Raw genomic sequence first — 16756 nt, 5'->3', positions numbered from 1 at the left:
ACCTCTCCTCCTCCTTACAACATCAATATGACAATCAGCAATCCAGTCAAGAACCCTAAACTTTTAATCATTCGTTCATATCGATGTTGGCGCTCTTTTGCCTCTTGTTCTTCACGCTCAAGATGAGAAAGTGTTAATTTGATCTGCTTTTGTTGTTGCTCTCGGTCATGCTGACCAAGGGTTGCACCAAACTGCATCATCACTTCTTTCTCACTATCAAGCATTGAGGTTTGTCCCCATGTTTCGTTTAAGCTTTCTTCCCATGCTTCAAAAGCAGTTTCTTGTTTATTTTGCAGTCTGTAGGCAAACTGCTCAAAGAATTGCGAAATTGGTGATGGCATTTGTTTTGCTATATGCTCACTCGCCTCAGCAAGCGGTGTTAATCCATACATGATTTCTGCTTCTAGAGATTGGATAGCTACTTTTAGCTGTCTTAGCTGCTTTGGCCTTTCGCTTAGCCGTTTGGCGCCCTCAAACCCGATCCATGTTGTGGCAAGTATGATGATAATAGCGCCGAATAACTTCACGTTACAGTCACCACATCTTTCCTTTTTTGATTACGAATCCGCTTGATGACACCGGCTCTTGTCGTCCTTGTTAGCTCAACACTTCGTTCAAATACTCCAAGCTCGACCAATTTCTTTAGGCCAGGCCTTTGTTCAACGTCCTCTAACGAATAGCCATGAGCAGTTGTCATTACTTTTACTCCAGCATGCAGGGCTTCCTGTACAGCAATGACATCTTCGTCTCTACCTATTTCATCGACGATAATCACATCAGGACTCATTGAACGTATTAACATCATCATGCCTTCTGCCTTTGGACATCCATCAAGTACATCAACTCTCGACCCTAGCTCTAGTTGTGGAATGCCTTTCATACTCGCAGCAATCTCTGATCGTTCATCTACAATGCCAACTTTTAAGGGGGCAATGTTGCAACTAGGCATTCCTTTACTTATTAACCTTGCAACATCACGAAGCATAGTTGTTTTCCCTGATTGTGGTGGTCCGATAAATATTGTATTTAACCAGCTCTGATCATACAGATGCGATACTAACCGTTCAGCGACACCAATCGTTTGTCTTGCAATTCGAATATTAAAAGAACTTATATCTCGTATCGTTTTGACATAACCGCGATCAAGTACTACCTTGCCTGCAAGTCCTACTCTGTGTCCTCCGGCGATAGTGATAAACCCTCGACGTAACTCTTCTTCAAATGCATACATAGAATATTGACTTAGCTGATTTAATAAGTATTTGGCGTCCTCTGCTTTTACAATATAATGACGCTCATTGGTTTGTGGATAATAAGGACGCCCTCCTGAAACAACTTCAAGAGGTCTGCCAACACGAAGGCGAATTTCTTCAACATTTTGTGCAACGTTTGATTGTAAGCGATTGATCACTATTCGAATATTCTCTGGTAAAATGGATGCTATATCTGGTAACATTTCCCCTTCAACTCCCTCTACTTTCTAATACCGATTAAGATTAGTGCGACCCCTGCTCCTATAAATAGAAATTTCGATAACGATAATTTGTCTGACATCCCTATAAGTCCTAACGCAATAGAAGTTATAAAAATTGTTGGACCAATAATGGCGAGCATTGCATTTAGTGCTACAGCTTTTTCAATGCTATTAAACTTTAGGATCAAACCAGCTACCGTTAATTCAATTAGGCCAGAAATCACTCGTAAACCCACCATTACTAGCAGAGTCATTTCTATTGTGTAGAACCAAGTTTTCATTCTTCCACCTCAACAATAATCGCTTTGTACAACCTTATGAGAGAAGGCACTTATTCAGAACAAAAAAAGACGAGCTTAAGTGCTCGTCCTTCTTTTATATTTAATTTCACTTTATTATTGTGGTGGATGAATAAAAAGAAAGAGGCTGTCTTAAAAAGGTTTTGACCTTTAAGACAGCCTCATCATTTGACCTATTATGCACGTGAAACATATGCACTATTTCTCGTATCAATAATTAGTACATCACCTTGATTAATAAAGAATGGAACTTGTACCGTTAACCCAGTTTCTAGAGTAGCCGGCTTCGTCCCACCTGAAGCTGTGTCTCCTTTAATTCCTGGTTCGGTTTCTGTCACTTCAAGTTCAACTGTATTCGGTACTTCTACTCCAAGTGTCTCACCTTGATAAGTCATGATTTGAACAACCATATTTTCTTTTAAGAATTTAAGTTCACGTTCAATTTGAGCTGTCGGCAATTCGATTTGCTCATATGATTCATTATCCATGAACGTATGCATATCTCCACTAGCATATAGATAAGCCATACGACGATTTTCAATGTGTGCTTTCGATACTTTTTCACCAGCACGGAACGTCTTTTCTTGTACAGATCCAGTACGAAGGTTACGTAATTTAGAACGTACGAAAGCGGCTCCTTTACCTGGCTTTACATGTTGAAACTCCATAACTTGCCAAATCCCGTTATCAACTTCAATTGTTAAACCTGTTTTAAAATCATTTACAGAAATCATTGTTATATTCCTCCATCTTTCATCCAATACTTGGACGTTCAGTCACAATCCTTACTATACCACAGCTTGGAAAAAGTTTCTTTCCTTATTTAAGGAAAGAAACTTTTATGAATTCATTTCACTACTCTCCTACTATAATTAATTCTTTTGGAGAATGAGTGAAGGAACGGTTTCCATCTTGTGTGATTAGTGTATCGTCTTCAATTCTCGTTCCACCCACTCCGGCAATGTAAATTCCTGGTTCAACAGTAACAACCATACCTTGCTTAAGTACAGTACTTGATTTCATAGAGAGCGATGGACCCTCATGAACTTCCATTCCAAGGCCATGTCCCGTTGAATGTCCAAAATACTGACCATACCCTTTTTCTGTAATATAATCTCTTGTTAGTGCATCAGCTTCTTTTCCAGTTAACCCTGGTTTAATTCCATCCATTCCACGAAGTTGTGCTTGAAGGACAGTATTGTATATGTCTTTTAATTCATCACTCACGTCCCCAACTGCAACTGTTCGCGTAATATCTGAACAATACCCTTTATAATAAGCACCAAAATCTAATGTAACAAGCTCTCCTTTTTCAATTATCTTGTCACTCGCCACTCCATGCGGCAGGGCTGAACGATAACCTGATGCGACAATAATATCAAAGGATGAACTAGCCGCCCCTTGTTTTCTCATAAAAAATTCTAATTCGTTTGCTACGTCTAACTCTGTAATTCCTGGACGAATAAATGTCGTAATATGCTCAAATGCTGCATCAGCAATATTTGCTGCATCTTGTATCAATTGAATTTCCTGCTCATTTTTTATAAGTCTTATATCTTCAACCATTCCTGAGACAGGAACTAATTCAATTCCATTCATTTGTTTAGTATAAATTTGATGTGCTTCATATGTAAGGTGTGATTGTTCAAACCCTAATTTATTCAACCCAAGTTCTTCAATTTGTTTCGCTACTTCTTCAAAAATCGGCCCAGTATGTTGAACAATTTCAAAGTCTTTTGCTTGTTCTTTTGCTTGTTCCATATAACGAAAATCAGTAATAAATATCGCTTTTTGCATTGAAACAATTGCAACACCAGCAGTCCCTGTAAACTGAGTCAAGTACTGCCTATTGTAGCTACTTGTGACTAATAATCCGTCAATTTGTTGTTCGACAAGCTTGGAACGCAACGCCTGAATTCGATTCATATTTTCTCCTTCTTTCTAACTATATTGTGCCCGCTACACTAAAAACTATTGTAGCATATACAGAAGGTAAACAAAGCACATATGAGGAGAAAGCCTAATCACTTCGGTGCTGTTCTGCATATTCATAGGATATGGAGTATCCAATAAAAGCACCGTACAAAGCATACAAACAAATGGAAGTTATAATCGTATTCATATCGAGGTTATTCACCGATTTAAGCCCGGGAAAAATCGGATTTAATAAGATAAATACCAACACCCAAAGAGCAAGACCAAACCCAATGCTAATCCACAATTTGTTAAATTTTTGTAATGTTAATCTATATAAAAACGCTACACCAATTGACAGCACTGATATCATTGCTACCCCAACTAATTGACCAATATACGTATCTTTCCAATCTCCAACGACAAATGGCATTAACGCAAGAGCTGGACCAACTCTAATAAAATTAAAATAGAAAGCAAAATAACCAATAAGTGACCAAATAAGCCCCCCAAATAGTCCAATTAACACAACTTTCGTTGCATACGACATTTGTTCTTCCTTTTTGTTTCTTTCGACATACTGTTTTTCCACACTAACCACCTCCACCCAATAGTATGTCCGATAATAAAGTTGAAAAGTCATAAAATTTATATTGTCCAACTAGAATGAAGACTACTTATTTTGGGTATAATGTAACGAAAAGCATTTTTTTGTAACTATTGCTGACGAAGTTGTTATTATAGAGGATTTTATCTATCAAATGTAGAATAAATTAATGTAACAATCTTTCCACATATATTCACGTTTACAGTGGGCAAGCTCCTTGAACTTGTTTACGTAATCACTATAGCTTGTATACTAAGAAATGGTTGATTAACCTAGATACTCTGTTATTTTAATTTAATTTCACTCCTTTCATCCGCCCTTTTAGGCGTAAGTATAAATAAAAATCTATACGAGCAAATCTTACCTTTCACTGTTAGATCATGTGCGATGTCCTCAAAAACATCAGCGTGATTACAGAAATTGCGTAGCCTTTGATCGTCAATTCTATTGGAGGTGTAGACAAATGCGTTCGATCATGAAGTACATCATACCCGTTGTTCTTTTCTTCGCTTTTATAGGACTCGGTTACGAGCTAATCTTTAATCCTCTTGGCTTCCTAACAAGGATCTTGATGATAGCAGGGTTTGTAGCTGTTTTTTTTCTAGGCTATCGATGGTATATGTCTCGTAAATACGGCACACCTCTTTTCCCGTCACAAACAGGCCCAAGTCGAGCGCAGCTTCGCAAAGCAAAACGAACGAGCACACAACGTCCGTCTTCTCCCGCTCCAACGGCTGCTTTCAAACCAAAAACTACGAACATGATGACTGAAAAGAAAAAAACTACTCGCCCTAAAAATCGTAGAGAAGGTCATAATTTAACTGTAATAGAAGGTAAGAAAAACAAGAAAAAGAAACGAGCGTTTTTTTAAGCGCTCGTTTCTTTTTTTACTCATTGCTTCGAGTATCATAAAAAAGGGGAAGTTCGGAGGCCACTGAAAAAGGTACGTTTTTGACCTTTTTCAGTGGCCTTTAAGCAATGAGCGGAACCGTTGCTTTGTCTTAAAGCCTGCTATGAGCGGTTTTCTCATAACAGGCGCGCAACGTGTGGAGCCATTGCTCCTTCCTCGAATCTGCTAAAAAGGACTTTCTCAGTGCCCTCGAAGTTCGCCCCTTTTTTATACATAAATAGCGCGTACATGGTTGCAACGGCTCCACTCGCCGTGCGCCTTTTGAGAAGGTCGCTCAAAAGGCTTAAAACCTTTTACGGCGGCTTCGCTCATTGCTTCGAGTATCATAAAAAAGGGGAAGTTCGCCCCTTTTTTATACATAAATAGCGCGTACATGGTTGCAACGGCTCCGCTCGCCGTGCGCCTTTTGAGAAGGTCGCTCAAAAGGCTTAAAACCTTTTACGGCGGCTTCGCTCATTGCTTCGAGTATCATAAAAAAGGGGAAGTTCGCCCCTTTTTTATGATACTCTTCAATAACTCCATTTTTTTAAAAAGTGATTTGTTTCTTCTCTTCCTAAGACGATGAGTTTTTCTTTCTGTTCTTCTGATAATTCAAAGTCTGTTGCTTTAACGTTTAGGACTGGTATAAAAACGATGTTTCGGGCATGTTCTTCGTCAATATATTTTATATCATGTGCTGATGCCATAGTCTCAAATAAAGCTCGGTACATTGTTACTGCATTATTGATTTTTTTAGGTGGTATTTCACTTAATTCAGGCTTTAATTGAAAGCCAATAACTGGTCGCCTCCATTTTTTAGGGTTCCCATCCATAAACAGCCACATTGGAAAGTTGCTGAGCAATCCCCCATCCACAATATAGGATGCTTTCCCTCCACTCCCTCGATCATAAATCTTTACTGGTTCAAAAAAATAGGGAATGCTACAACTCATTCGAACAGCTCGAGATACCGGGAATTTTTCTGGTATGACCCCATACTTATTTAAATCATCAGGTAACACGAGCAACTTTCCTTTCGTTAAATCGGAAGCAATAATTCTTAATGACCCTTGAGGTAAATCGCCAAACGTCTTTACTCCTTTTGCTTCTAACACTGTCCTCAGCCAATCTTCTAAAGCATTGCCTTTATACAAGCCAAGACGATAATACAAGTGTAACCATTTTGTTAATGTAAATGGAAGGAATGACATACGCTCATCCTTAAAGGATTCAATATCTAATTCATCAAGCAGTTGAAAAATCTCTTCGCTGCTGTAGCCTACTTTAATAAGTGCTGCTATGATGGATCCCGCACTCGTTCCAGCAACTCGGTTAAATTCATAACCTTTCTCCTCCATAACTTGGAGGGCCCCAATAAATGCGAAGGCTTTTACTCCTCCACCAGCAAATACGCCATCAACTTTCATCAGAAATCGCCTCCTCCTTCAACTCTATGTGTAAAGGCAGGAAGGACTACCTAAAAAAATAAAAAACATCCGCAATAATTGCGAATGTTCTCTCTTATTCTTCTTCCTCATTTCTTTTCTGGACATCTCTTAATTCGTTAACTCTTGTCTCTTTTTCTTGGAAGTATTGAACAAGATCACCGATACGATCAATCGCATCCCAGCTTAAATGATGTTCAATTCCTTCTACATCTTGATAAACATGAGAATCATTGACACCAATTAGTCGCATAAAATCTTCTAATAACTCATGACGGTACACTAAACGCTTTCCGATTTTCTTTCCTTTTGCTGTTAGTACTAACCCTCGGTATCGTTCATATATTAAGTATTCACTTTTATCTAATTTTTGAACCATCTTTGTCACCGAAGACGGATGGACTTCTAATGCCTCTGCAATATCGGAGACTCGAGCATATCCTTTCTCCTCAATTAACATATATATTCGTTCTAAATAATCTTCCATACTAGGTGTTGGCATAAGGTCCCCTCCATTTTTTGTCAAACATAAAAATCGTCTGACATATACGGTGTACAATACAGCCCTGTATTATAAACCTATTCTATTTATATAAAAAGTGTGCAACACTCTTATTTTACAACAGAATGTAGGACGAGGACAATGAGTTAACAAAGTTTATGTGAAGTATTCCATTTTTGCTTCTGGGAAGAATTTATCAATATATGACTGTATCGTATCTTTTAAGTCTCCAGCTTGTTCATCTTTGTAGACGTACTTCCCACGACCGTATCTCCCCCACTTGTATTTTCTTTCTTCCTCATTCATTTCGAGTTTCGATTTCGGATACCGTTTTTGAATAATATTCTTTGCTGTCTTTGTAAAACGATGTTGAATCAATTCAAACGTTAAATCCTTTTTCGCATAAAGCGGCAAGATAGCTTCTAATCGCTCAAACAACTCGTAATAGCCTTCTTTCCAATTTTCATGCAAAATTAATGGGGCTACGATAAAGCCCAAAGGATAATCAGCTTTTGCTACTTTTCCAGCGGCTTCAATGCGCTCTAAAAACGATGAAGTCCCGGGCTCAAACTTTTTAATTACATGATCTGAGTTTACACTAAAGCGAAACCTCGTATTTCCATTGTGTTTCGCACCGAGTAAATGATCGACATGATGATACTTCGTTACAAATCGTAATCGCCCTAAATCGGTCTGTCCTATATGCTCAATCGTCTTCTTTAGGGAATGAGTTAAATGATCAATCCCTACAACATCAGATGTACATGCGGCTTCAAACCTGGTAATATCTGGTTCTCTTTCCTTTATATATTGATCAGCAGCATCAAATATCTCTTCTAAATTCACATACGTACGAATATAGGGTTTGTTTCCGAGAGTCGTTTGTAAGTAACAGTAATGGCAATGTCCCATGCACCCTGTTGCAAGCGGTAGTGCATATTCGGCTGAAGGCTTTGACGTATCAAATTTTAATGTCTTCCTTACACCGATAACAAGGGTGGATTTTGCATTTCTATATTGCTGTAGTTCATTTTCCCCTGGAATATTTCGAACCTGATTATGAGATGTTGTCTCCCTTATCTCTACACCCTTTTTTTCAAATTTTTCTTTCAACTCACGACCTAGCGGGTACTCAAGTGCCCCTGGTTCTATATAAACAAGTTGTGGTTCAAACGCCTTCATGTAATATGCACCTCTGTTTATTACTTTTTTAATAAGCATCTATAGAGTGTGCATATTAGGAGGATTCAGCCTTCCAGTTACTAGAAAAAGGGGCTATTCCAAAAGGTCTGATTTTGACCTTTTGGAATAGCCCCTGGCAATAAATTTGTTTATCTTAAAGACCACACTTTAACTGGGCACCACAACTTGTACAAGTGTTACAACCACCAAGATCTTCAACTTGTCCTTCACGACAAACTGGACACGTATTGCCAACTTCTGATCCGATTGTCACATTTGTTGATCTTACTTCAGAGATTGTGTCAATTAATACAACTTTTTTATTTGATTCTGATTTTGTCTCTTTTTCGTCATCAAAACGATTTTCTTCTGCTTTTAAAGATAGAACTTGCGCATCACGACTTCCATCAACATATACCGTTCCACCTTTAGCACCACCACGATACAAGCGCTCATAAACAGCTTGTACTTGTTCTACTGTATATCCACGCGGAGCATTAACCGTTTTTGATAATGAACTATCAACCCAGCGTTGAATGATACATTGAACATCAGCATGAGCTTCTGGTGGTAACTCCATTGTCGAGATAAACCATTCAGGTAATTGATTTTCATCAGCACCTGGATTTGCTTGTAAATACTCTTCCACGATGCCTGCTTTCACTTCGATAAACTTACCTAGACGGCCACTACGGAAGTAAGAGAATGAAAAGTAAGGCTCAAGCCCAGTTGATACTCCGACCATTGTTCCCGTACTACCTGTTGGCGCAACCGTAAGCAAATGCGAATTACGGATCCCATGCTCTAAAATCCCTTCACGAATATCCTCTGGCATGGATGTCATATAACCTGTATTAATAAATGCAGTACGAAGCTGCATTGTTTCTTCAACCGTATCACCTACTAAGAATGGGAAGCTTCCTTTTTCTTTAGCAAGTTCAATGCTTGTACGATAAGCTGAAGTCGCAATCGTCTCAAACACTCGATCAACAAGATCGTTCCCTTCTTCAGAGCCGTATACTGATTCACAATAAATAAGTAAATCATGAAGACCCATAACTCCTAAACCAACACGACGCTCACCTTTAGCTTGTTTTGTGTTTTGTTCTAAGAAGTATGGAGTTGCATCAATAACATTGTCTTGCATGCGGACACCGACTTCGACCGTTTTCTTTAACTTGTCAAAGTCCACTTCTTTTGTTTCTTTATTTGCCATTTCCGCTAAGTTAATCGCTGCTAAGTTACATACAGAATAGGGAGCTAAAGGTTGCTCTCCACATGGATTCGTCGCAACTACTTTTTGTCCATATGCCTTTGCATTTGTTTTATCATTCGCATTATCGATAAAGAAGATTCCTGGCTCTGCACTATAAGTTGCGCAAATATTTATAAGATTCCAAAGTTCCTTCGCTTTAATAATACGGTATGTTCTAACACCGTAACCTAATTCTTCCCATTCACGAACATCGCCGGCTTCATGCCATTTTTCGTTATAAGCAGACATTTCATCTTCATTGTAATTTTCTACATCTGGGAAACGAAGGGCGTATTCTTCATCCTTTTCAACAGCTTCCATAAATTCTTTCGTTAAACATACCGAAATATTAGCACCTGTTAAAAATTCAGCATTATTGACTGAGTATGTTCCGCCTATGCGTAACTTTTCTTCTGCATCCTCAATAACTTTCGGATCAAATCCACCAAGACCTGCAATCGTTTTATAATTAACGATTCCTTGGTACATTGACTCTTCAACCGCCGTTAAAGGTGTAAAAGAAAGCTTGTTCTTTACGAGCTTTTGAATATGCTCATCTTCTGTATTTTCCAACAAGAAACGCAAAATGCGCGGGTTTTGCATTTTAGAAATGATGAATTCTAAAATATCAGGATGCCAATCAGAAAGCATGATCATTTGAGCTCCACGTCTTGACCCACCTTGTTCGACAAGATGCGTTAGTTTTGCAATATCATCAAGCCATGAAACCGATCCAGATGACTTGCCATTCACTCCACGAGCTAGTGTATTGCGCGGGCGTAATGTTGAACCGTTCGTACCCACACCTCCACCACGACTCATAATTTCCATCACTTGCTTACGGTGTTCAGAAATTCCTTCGCGTGAATCTTGAACGTATGGCATGACATAACAGTTGAAGTACGTAACATCCGTTTCCGCTCCAGCACCATACAAAACACGACCTGCTGGAATGAAGTTCATGGAAACAAGCTGCTCATAAAATTGCTCGAACGCTTCTTGACGTTTTTCCAATGTAGTTTCAACTGATGCAAGTCCTGTCGCATTTCGCTTTGCAATTTGCTCATAATAAATTTCAAGAGGTTTCTCAATTGTATCGAGTGAACGAGATACGATCCCCGTTTCTGCTTCGTCACCTTCAAGAACTCCCCGGAACTCTTCATCAACGAGTACCTTTGCATGATTTTTTACGCAGTCAAGCTCCATCACAAATCCATATCCACGTGCAGGAAACTTAGGGTCATCTTTTACTGTTAAGACTACGAAATCCCCTTCTCTAAGTGTTTTCTTCTCTGTATCTTTAAACGTGTAACGGTCTAACATTACGAGTCTTGATACGCCTTTTTGAGTAATATGCATATCGCTTGTAATTGGATGCACTTGCGAAAATTGCTCAATATCCTCATTTAATCTTTCCGTATTTAGGCGCATAACATTTGACATCGTCATTGCCATTCGCGTCTCCTCCTCTTTCACATGGAAATCTATATTTTACTAGTATATCTAGTTAAACTTTAATTCTGTTGTGTTTGTCCATGTACGATATTCTTGGGTAAGCTTACCACAAGATTGCCACTAGATTCAATATATTGTGCTCAAATTTATTTTCTACACACCATATATTGTGCCTAAATCCATTTTTATTTATTTTGTCAACTTTGAAATGGGTAATAAAAAGAAGGATTTACGAGTTTACGAGAATGTTATCCGCTTTTTTTCGACATTTTGAACGAATTTGTCTCTTGCTATAACAAAGACTTTTTCAATGGCTTATTTCATCACTGTTCTACGCTAAATACAAAATGTTTGACAAAATTTTTAATAGATGGTTGGCTTAATTATGTTATTCTTGATGCATACATGTAGTTAATTTCCAATCAATATATTGAAATTATAAATAGTTGGAGGAATCAAAAATGGAATACATAATACAAAATGACAAACTTCTCCTTAAAAAAGATGCACTGATACATTTTGACGATCGTGGATATTATTTTGGTGATGGCATTTATGAAGTCGTAAAAGTATATGAAGATCAACCATTTGCTATGGATCTCCATTTAAATCGGCTTGTTCAAAGCTCTAGTAAATTAGACATCAAGCTGCCATACTCGAAAGAACAAATTACAGAATTCATCACAACGTTAATCGAAAAAAACTCACTGCAAAATGGCCTTGTTTATTTTCAAGTAACGCGTGGAGTTGAACCACGTAACCACTTGTATTCAAGAGAATCGACACCTGTGTTCACAGCATTTACTCAGCCTGTTCAAAACATTGAAGACTCACAGAGAAACGGCATCGATGTTTGGCTAACAGATGATATTCGTTGGCTACGCTGTGACATTAAAACGATTAATTTATTAGGAAATGTAATGGTTAAACGTGAAGCTGCCGATCATAACTGCCAAGAAGCGATTCTTCATCGGAACGGAACGATTACTGAAGGCTCATCTTCTAACCTTTTTCTTATTAAAGATAAAGTGTTATACACACATCCGGCAACCAACCTAATTTTAAATGGGATAACAAGACAATTAATCATTGAATTAGCTCAAAAACACAATTATCCGGTTGTAGAAGAAGCATTTCCTGTCGAAGTATTAGAGCATGCAGACGAAGCATTCATTTCTAGCTCTTCAGTAGAAATTACCCCAATCAAATCGGTCTATGGCCAATTAAGGACCTCCTTTCCTATTGGCCCTGTAACGAAAGACCTTCAAGCTAAATTCAAAGAGCTCCTGCCAAAAGCATAGTATGCAACAATAAAAGGACTTGTCTCATTTTAAGACAGGTCCTTTTGACTTATTTTCTAAAATTCCAATCATCTTGCTCGTATCGATCTCTTGCAATTTGCTTAACGATTTCTTCTTCCTCTTCCGATAACCTGTATGGCTCTAATTCAATGTTTAAACCCTTTTCAAATCCTCTCTTAAACGCAAACTTTGCTTCTTCCATCGTTAAAGGTTCGCTTCTTAACGCATTGATAGCGACCGCTTTATTTTTAAAATTCTTTTGCATTCGTTCACGTAACCGTTCACTCGAATAGTTAAATAAGTCAAAAAGCTTATCTTCATCGATATCTAAAATGATCGAACCATGCTGTAAGATGACACCTTTTTGCCTTGTTTGTGCACTTCCAGCCACTTTTCTGCCCTCTACAACAAGTTCATACCAAGACGGTGCATCAAAACAGACCGCAGACCGTGGGTTTTTGAGGGCGCTTTTCTCCTCATCCGTTCTCGGAATCGAGAAGTATGCATCAAGTCCAACATCTTTAAAGCCTTCCAAAATCCCTTCAGAAATGACACGATATGCTTCTGTTACCGTCTTTGGCATCTCTGGATGTTCCTCTGAAACGATTACACTATAAGTTAATTCCTTATCATGTAAGACTCCACGTCCACCTGTAGGTCTGCGAACAAACCCTAAGCCATACTCCCTAACTTTATCCATATTAATTTCTTTCTCCACCTTTTGGAAATATCCTATCGATAGAGTAGCAGGATTCCAACCATAAAAACGAATCGTAGGCGGAATCATTCCTTTACTATGCCAATCTAACAATGCCTCATCCAAGGCCATATTATAAGCAGGAGAACAATCTCCGGAATCTAAGTAACGCCATGTTTCCTTCATTTCACACCGCTTCTTTCCACTATGGTATCTATATCATTCTATCAAACGAGTTGTTTCTAGCCAAGTTATTTGAGTTATTGCGTATTTGCTTAGTGGCTATTATAATAAATATTGATGTAGTATGAAAAGGAGTGTAGACAACAACCTATGGAATTTTTATGGTTTATCCTACTTGGATTTGTAGTGTATCTCGTTTTTAAGCGCTTTTACAATCCAAAATATTTAAAAACATTAACACAAGAAGACTTCATTAAAGGCTATCGTAAAGCACAATTGATCGATGTTCGCGAACCACGTGAATATGAAGGTGGTCACATACTTGGAGCTAGAAACATCCCGATGTCCCAACTTCGTCAACGCATCAATGAAGTTCGTAATGATCAACCTGTTTATCTATACTGCCAGTCAGGTGCTCGTAGTAGACAAGCTGCTCAATTAATTAAGAAGAAGCGCGGCGTAGAAGATATCTCACACCTTAAAGGTGGATTTAAAAAGTGGTCAGGAAAAATTAAGAAAAAGTAAGTTTTAAAGGAGATGAAACCATGTTTGGTGCATCTCCTTTTCTAATGATTTTACTTTTCTCATTGGCAAGAGCACTGAAAAATACGCCATTCTAAGCATAACCCAAAGTTGTTTCCCCTGACCCTGACGGTACAAAAGCCTTCTATGAGTTCATAGAAGGCTTTTGTACGTGCCGAGCCATTACTCTTAAATTTAAGAATCTTTTAATGGCTTCGCATCGGCTTACGCTTTTTCATATTTTAAAATTGGCTTTCTTGCTGCAGTTGTTTCATCTAACCTTGAAATAACAGTTGTATGCGGTGCCTCTTGGACAATCTCTGGATTTTCTTCTGCTTCACGCGCAATTTGAATCATCGCATCAACGAATTCATCTAACGTCTCTTTTGATTCTGTTTCCGTTGGCTCAATCATCATACATTCCTCAACATTTATTGGGAAGTAGATCGTTGGCGGATGGTACCCAAAATCTAATAGACGTTTGGCAATATCCAATGTACGTACACCTAGTTTCTTTTGACGACGACCTGAAATAACAAATTCATGCTTACAATGTTGTGTGTAAGGGAGGTCAAAATAAGGCTCTAGTCTGCGCATCATATAGTTTGCATTTAATACGGCATATTCAGAAACTTTACGTAAGCCATCAGGCCCCATCGTACGGATATACGTGTATGCACGAACGTTAATACCATAGTTACCGTAATATGGCTTCACGCGGCCGATTGATTCTGGACGATTATAATCAAAATCAAACAAACCATCTTCACGCTTAACAATGATTGGTTTTGGCAAATAAGGAATTAAATCCTTCTTCACTCCTACTGGACCTGATCCTGGACCTCCACCACCGTGAGGACCTGTGAATGTTTTATGCAGGTTCAAGTGAACCACATCAAATCCCATATCTCCAGGTCTAGCGATTCCTAAGATGGCATTTGAATTAGCACCATCGTAATAAAGCTTCCCACCAGCTTCATGAATAATTTGAGCCATCTCTACAATGTCTGATTCAAACAAACCAAGCGTATTTGGATTGGTTAGCATGAGTGCTGCTGTATCCTCACCAACAACTTCACGTAAATGGTCTAAATCAACTAAGCCATTGTCATCCGTTCGTACCGTAACTGACGCAAAACCAGCGACTGTTGCTGAAGCAGGATTCGTTCCATGTGCAGAGTCAGGCACAATAACTTTTGTACGTTGAAAGTCCCCATTTGCTTCGTGGAAAGCACGGATCATCATGAGCCCAGTCCACTCACCATGAGCACCTGCTGCTGGTTGAAGTGTTACTTCATCCATCCCTGTAATTTCAGCTAATGATGTTTGAAGCTCATAAAGTAATTCCAGTGCACCTTGTACTTGTTCTACTGGTTGATATGGGTGAATATGAGCTAATCCTTCAAAACGTGCTACATCCTCGTTAATCTTTGGATTGTATTTCATCGTACATGAACCAAGTGGATAGAACCCTGAATCTACACCATGATTACGTTTTGATAGTGCCGTATAATGACGCATGATCTCAAGCTCTGAAACTTCTGGCAATTCAGGTTCTGATTCACGTAAAAACTCACTTGGAATTAACTCATTTATTGACTGTTCACAAATATCTAATGTTGGCAAGCTATGTCCAACTCGTCCAGGCTTGCTGCGTTCAAAAATTAATGGCTGATCTTTTGTTATCATAGTAATGCCCCCAATTCCTTGGCAAAAGTATCAATTTCTGCTTTAGTTCGTACTTCGGTCACAGCTACTAACATTTGTCCTTGTAGCGAGTTTTCATCACGTCCGAGGTCATACCCTCCAATAAATCCTTTGGAAAGTAACAGCTCATTTACTTTCGAAACTGGTCTCTTCACATTAATGACAAACTCATTAAATGTAGGTTGTTCCGAAACAATTTCTACTCCATGAGCCTTCAACTGCTTTTTCATATAAGCAGCTTTTTGTACATTTTGATACGCCATTTCCTTTACGCCCTTTTTGCCAATCGCACTCATTGCAACGGAAGCTGCTAAAGCATTTAGCGCTTGGTTCGAACAAATATTAGATGTAGCTTTCTCACGTCTAATATGCTGCTCACGTGCTTGCAACGTTAAAACAAATCCACGTTGACCATGTTCATCCGTTGTTTGCCCAACTAGGCGACCAGGGACTTTACGCATTAATTTCTTCGTTGTTGCAAAATAACCACAATGCGGACCGCCAAATTGTGTTGCAATTCCAAAAGGCTGCGCGTCTCCCACGACGATATCTGCTCCAAATTCACCAGGCGGTTTTAGCAATCCTAAAGCAAGTGGATTACTAGACACAACAAACATTGCTTTACTGCTATGCGTAACCTCTTCTAATTTAGCTAAAGGCTCAAGGTTGCCATAAAAATTCGGATGTTGAACAACAACACAAGCTGTGTCATCCCCGTATACTTCTTGTAACTGTTTCAAATCTGTCACACCATTAGCAGTATCAATTTCAATCACATTTAAACGCTGCCCAGTTGCATTAGTTTGCAGGACTGCACGAGCTTCCGGATGAACAGCTTTAGAAACCAGAATCGTCTTCTTTTTCGTCTGTCCTGCACTTAGCATCGCTGCTTCTGCTAAAGCCGTTGGGCCATCATACATGGACGAGTTCGCTAAATCCATTCCTGTAAGCTCACAAATCATCGTTTGAAACTCAAAGATCGCTTGAAGCTCTCCTTGTGAGATTTCTGGTTGGTATGGCGTGTAAGCCGTATAAAATTCAGAACGAGAAATGACGTGATCGACGATTGATGGGATGTAATGTTCATATACGCCCGCCCCTAGGAAAGAAGGGGTTTGTTTAAGTGACACATTTTTCGCAGCTAACTCTCGAAAATATGAGATGAGCTCTGGCTCTTTCAAAGCTTCTTTGACATTCATTTCTCCTTTAAAGCGAATGTCACTTGGAATATCAGAAAACAATTCCTCAATTGACTGTACGCCGATTGTTTCAAGCATTTCTTTTTGATCTGCATCTGTCATCGGTAAATAACGGTGATTCATGT

At 38.8% G+C, this 16756-nt stretch carries 16 protein-coding genes; 3 read left to right on the top strand and 13 right to left on the bottom strand.

What is annotated here, in order from left to right; translation table 11 throughout:
• Window positions 1–14: 14 nt before the first annotated feature.
• From spoIIIAB to AC1FXP_RS17105, 6 genes are all read right to left on the bottom strand, one after another.
• Window positions 15–527, bottom strand: coding sequence for a stage III sporulation protein SpoIIIAB (gene spoIIIAB / locus AC1FXP_RS17130; protein ID WP_480063214.1), 513 nt, complete (start codon window positions 525–527; stop codon window positions 15–17).
• A complete protein-coding gene (gene spoIIIAA / locus AC1FXP_RS17125; protein WP_480063213.1) occupies window positions 524–1456 on the bottom strand; it encodes a stage III sporulation protein AA in 933 nt (310 codons plus the stop codon). Before spoIIIAA ends, spoIIIAB begins: the two co-directional genes overlap by 4 nt.
• A gap of 17 nt (window positions 1457–1473) precedes the next feature.
• Window positions 1474–1755 carry a YqhV family protein gene (locus AC1FXP_RS17120; protein ID WP_250095068.1) on the bottom strand — a complete coding sequence of 94 codons (282 nt, stop codon included), beginning with the start codon at window positions 1753–1755 and terminating at the stop codon, window positions 1474–1476.
• Between the two features lie 194 nt (window positions 1756–1949).
• Window positions 1950–2507, bottom strand: coding sequence for an elongation factor P (gene efp / locus AC1FXP_RS17115; RefSeq protein ID WP_480063212.1), 558 nt, complete (start codon window positions 2505–2507; stop codon window positions 1950–1952).
• A 121-nt stretch (window positions 2508–2628) separates the two neighbouring features.
• A complete protein-coding gene (locus tag AC1FXP_RS17110; protein WP_480063211.1) occupies window positions 2629–3699 on the bottom strand; it encodes a M24 family metallopeptidase in 1071 nt (356 codons plus the stop codon).
• Between the two features lie 94 nt (window positions 3700–3793).
• Window positions 3794–4288, bottom strand: coding sequence for a YqhR family membrane protein (locus AC1FXP_RS17105; RefSeq protein WP_480063339.1), 495 nt, complete (start codon window positions 4286–4288; stop codon window positions 3794–3796).
• A 469-nt stretch (window positions 4289–4757) separates the two neighbouring features.
• On the opposite strand from AC1FXP_RS17105, the gene AC1FXP_RS17100 reads away from it, so the two are divergent.
• A complete protein-coding gene (locus tag AC1FXP_RS17100) occupies window positions 4758–5165 on the top strand; it encodes an SA1362 family protein (RefSeq protein ID WP_480063210.1) in 408 nt (135 codons plus the stop codon).
• A 548-nt stretch (window positions 5166–5713) separates the two neighbouring features.
• Here the strand turns inward: AC1FXP_RS17100 and AC1FXP_RS17095 are convergent.
• The 4 genes from AC1FXP_RS17095 to AC1FXP_RS17080 form a co-directional block, all read right to left on the bottom strand.
• Entirely contained in the window at window positions 5714–6610 is an 897-nt protein-coding gene (locus AC1FXP_RS17095; RefSeq protein ID WP_480063209.1) for a patatin-like phospholipase family protein, read from the bottom strand.
• A 94-nt stretch (window positions 6611–6704) separates the two neighbouring features.
• Entirely contained in the window at window positions 6705–7130 is a 426-nt protein-coding gene (mntR, locus tag AC1FXP_RS17090; RefSeq protein ID WP_480063208.1) for a transcriptional regulator MntR, read from the bottom strand.
• Between the two features lie 156 nt (window positions 7131–7286).
• Window positions 7287–8312 carry a spore photoproduct lyase gene (gene splB / locus AC1FXP_RS17085; RefSeq protein WP_480063207.1) on the bottom strand — a complete coding sequence of 342 codons (1026 nt, stop codon included), beginning with the start codon at window positions 8310–8312 and terminating at the stop codon, window positions 7287–7289.
• Between the two features lie 154 nt (window positions 8313–8466).
• On the bottom strand, window positions 8467–11022 hold the full coding sequence (locus AC1FXP_RS17080) for a vitamin B12-dependent ribonucleotide reductase (RefSeq protein ID WP_480063206.1): 2556 nt from the start codon (window positions 11020–11022) through the stop codon (window positions 8467–8469).
• 461 nt (window positions 11023–11483) lie between these two features.
• On the opposite strand from AC1FXP_RS17080, the gene dat reads away from it, so the two are divergent.
• A complete protein-coding gene (gene dat, locus AC1FXP_RS17075) occupies window positions 11484–12323 on the top strand; it encodes a D-amino-acid transaminase (RefSeq protein ID WP_480063205.1) in 840 nt (279 codons plus the stop codon).
• A 49-nt stretch (window positions 12324–12372) separates the two neighbouring features.
• On the opposite strand, the gene AC1FXP_RS17070 is transcribed toward dat, so the two are convergent.
• Entirely contained in the window at window positions 12373–13206 is an 834-nt protein-coding gene (locus AC1FXP_RS17070; protein ID WP_480063204.1) for a lipoate--protein ligase family protein, read from the bottom strand.
• Between the two features lie 147 nt (window positions 13207–13353).
• On the opposite strand from AC1FXP_RS17070, the gene AC1FXP_RS17065 reads away from it, so the two are divergent.
• Complete coding sequence (locus AC1FXP_RS17065) at window positions 13354–13728, top strand: rhodanese-like domain-containing protein (RefSeq protein ID WP_480063203.1); 375 nt, start codon at window positions 13354–13356, stop codon at window positions 13726–13728.
• A gap of 222 nt (window positions 13729–13950) precedes the next feature.
• Here the strand turns inward: AC1FXP_RS17065 and gcvPB are convergent, their stop codons facing one another.
• Both gcvPB and gcvPA read right to left on the bottom strand, forming a co-directional pair.
• Window positions 13951–15414, bottom strand: a complete 1464-nt coding sequence (gcvPB, locus tag AC1FXP_RS17060; protein ID WP_480063202.1) for an aminomethyl-transferring glycine dehydrogenase subunit GcvPB — start codon at window positions 15412–15414, stop codon at window positions 13951–13953.
• A complete protein-coding gene (gene gcvPA / locus AC1FXP_RS17055; protein ID WP_480063201.1) occupies window positions 15411–16754 on the bottom strand; it encodes an aminomethyl-transferring glycine dehydrogenase subunit GcvPA in 1344 nt (447 codons plus the stop codon). Before gcvPA ends, gcvPB begins: the two co-directional genes overlap by 4 nt.
• Between the last annotated feature and the right edge of the window lie 2 nt (window positions 16755–16756).

It is taken from the genome of Halalkalibacter sp. HAAS-P013 (genome assembly GCF_056619925.1).
The sequence above is the reverse complement of the archived record's forward strand: the minus strand, read 5'-3'. Positions and strand labels throughout refer to the sequence as shown.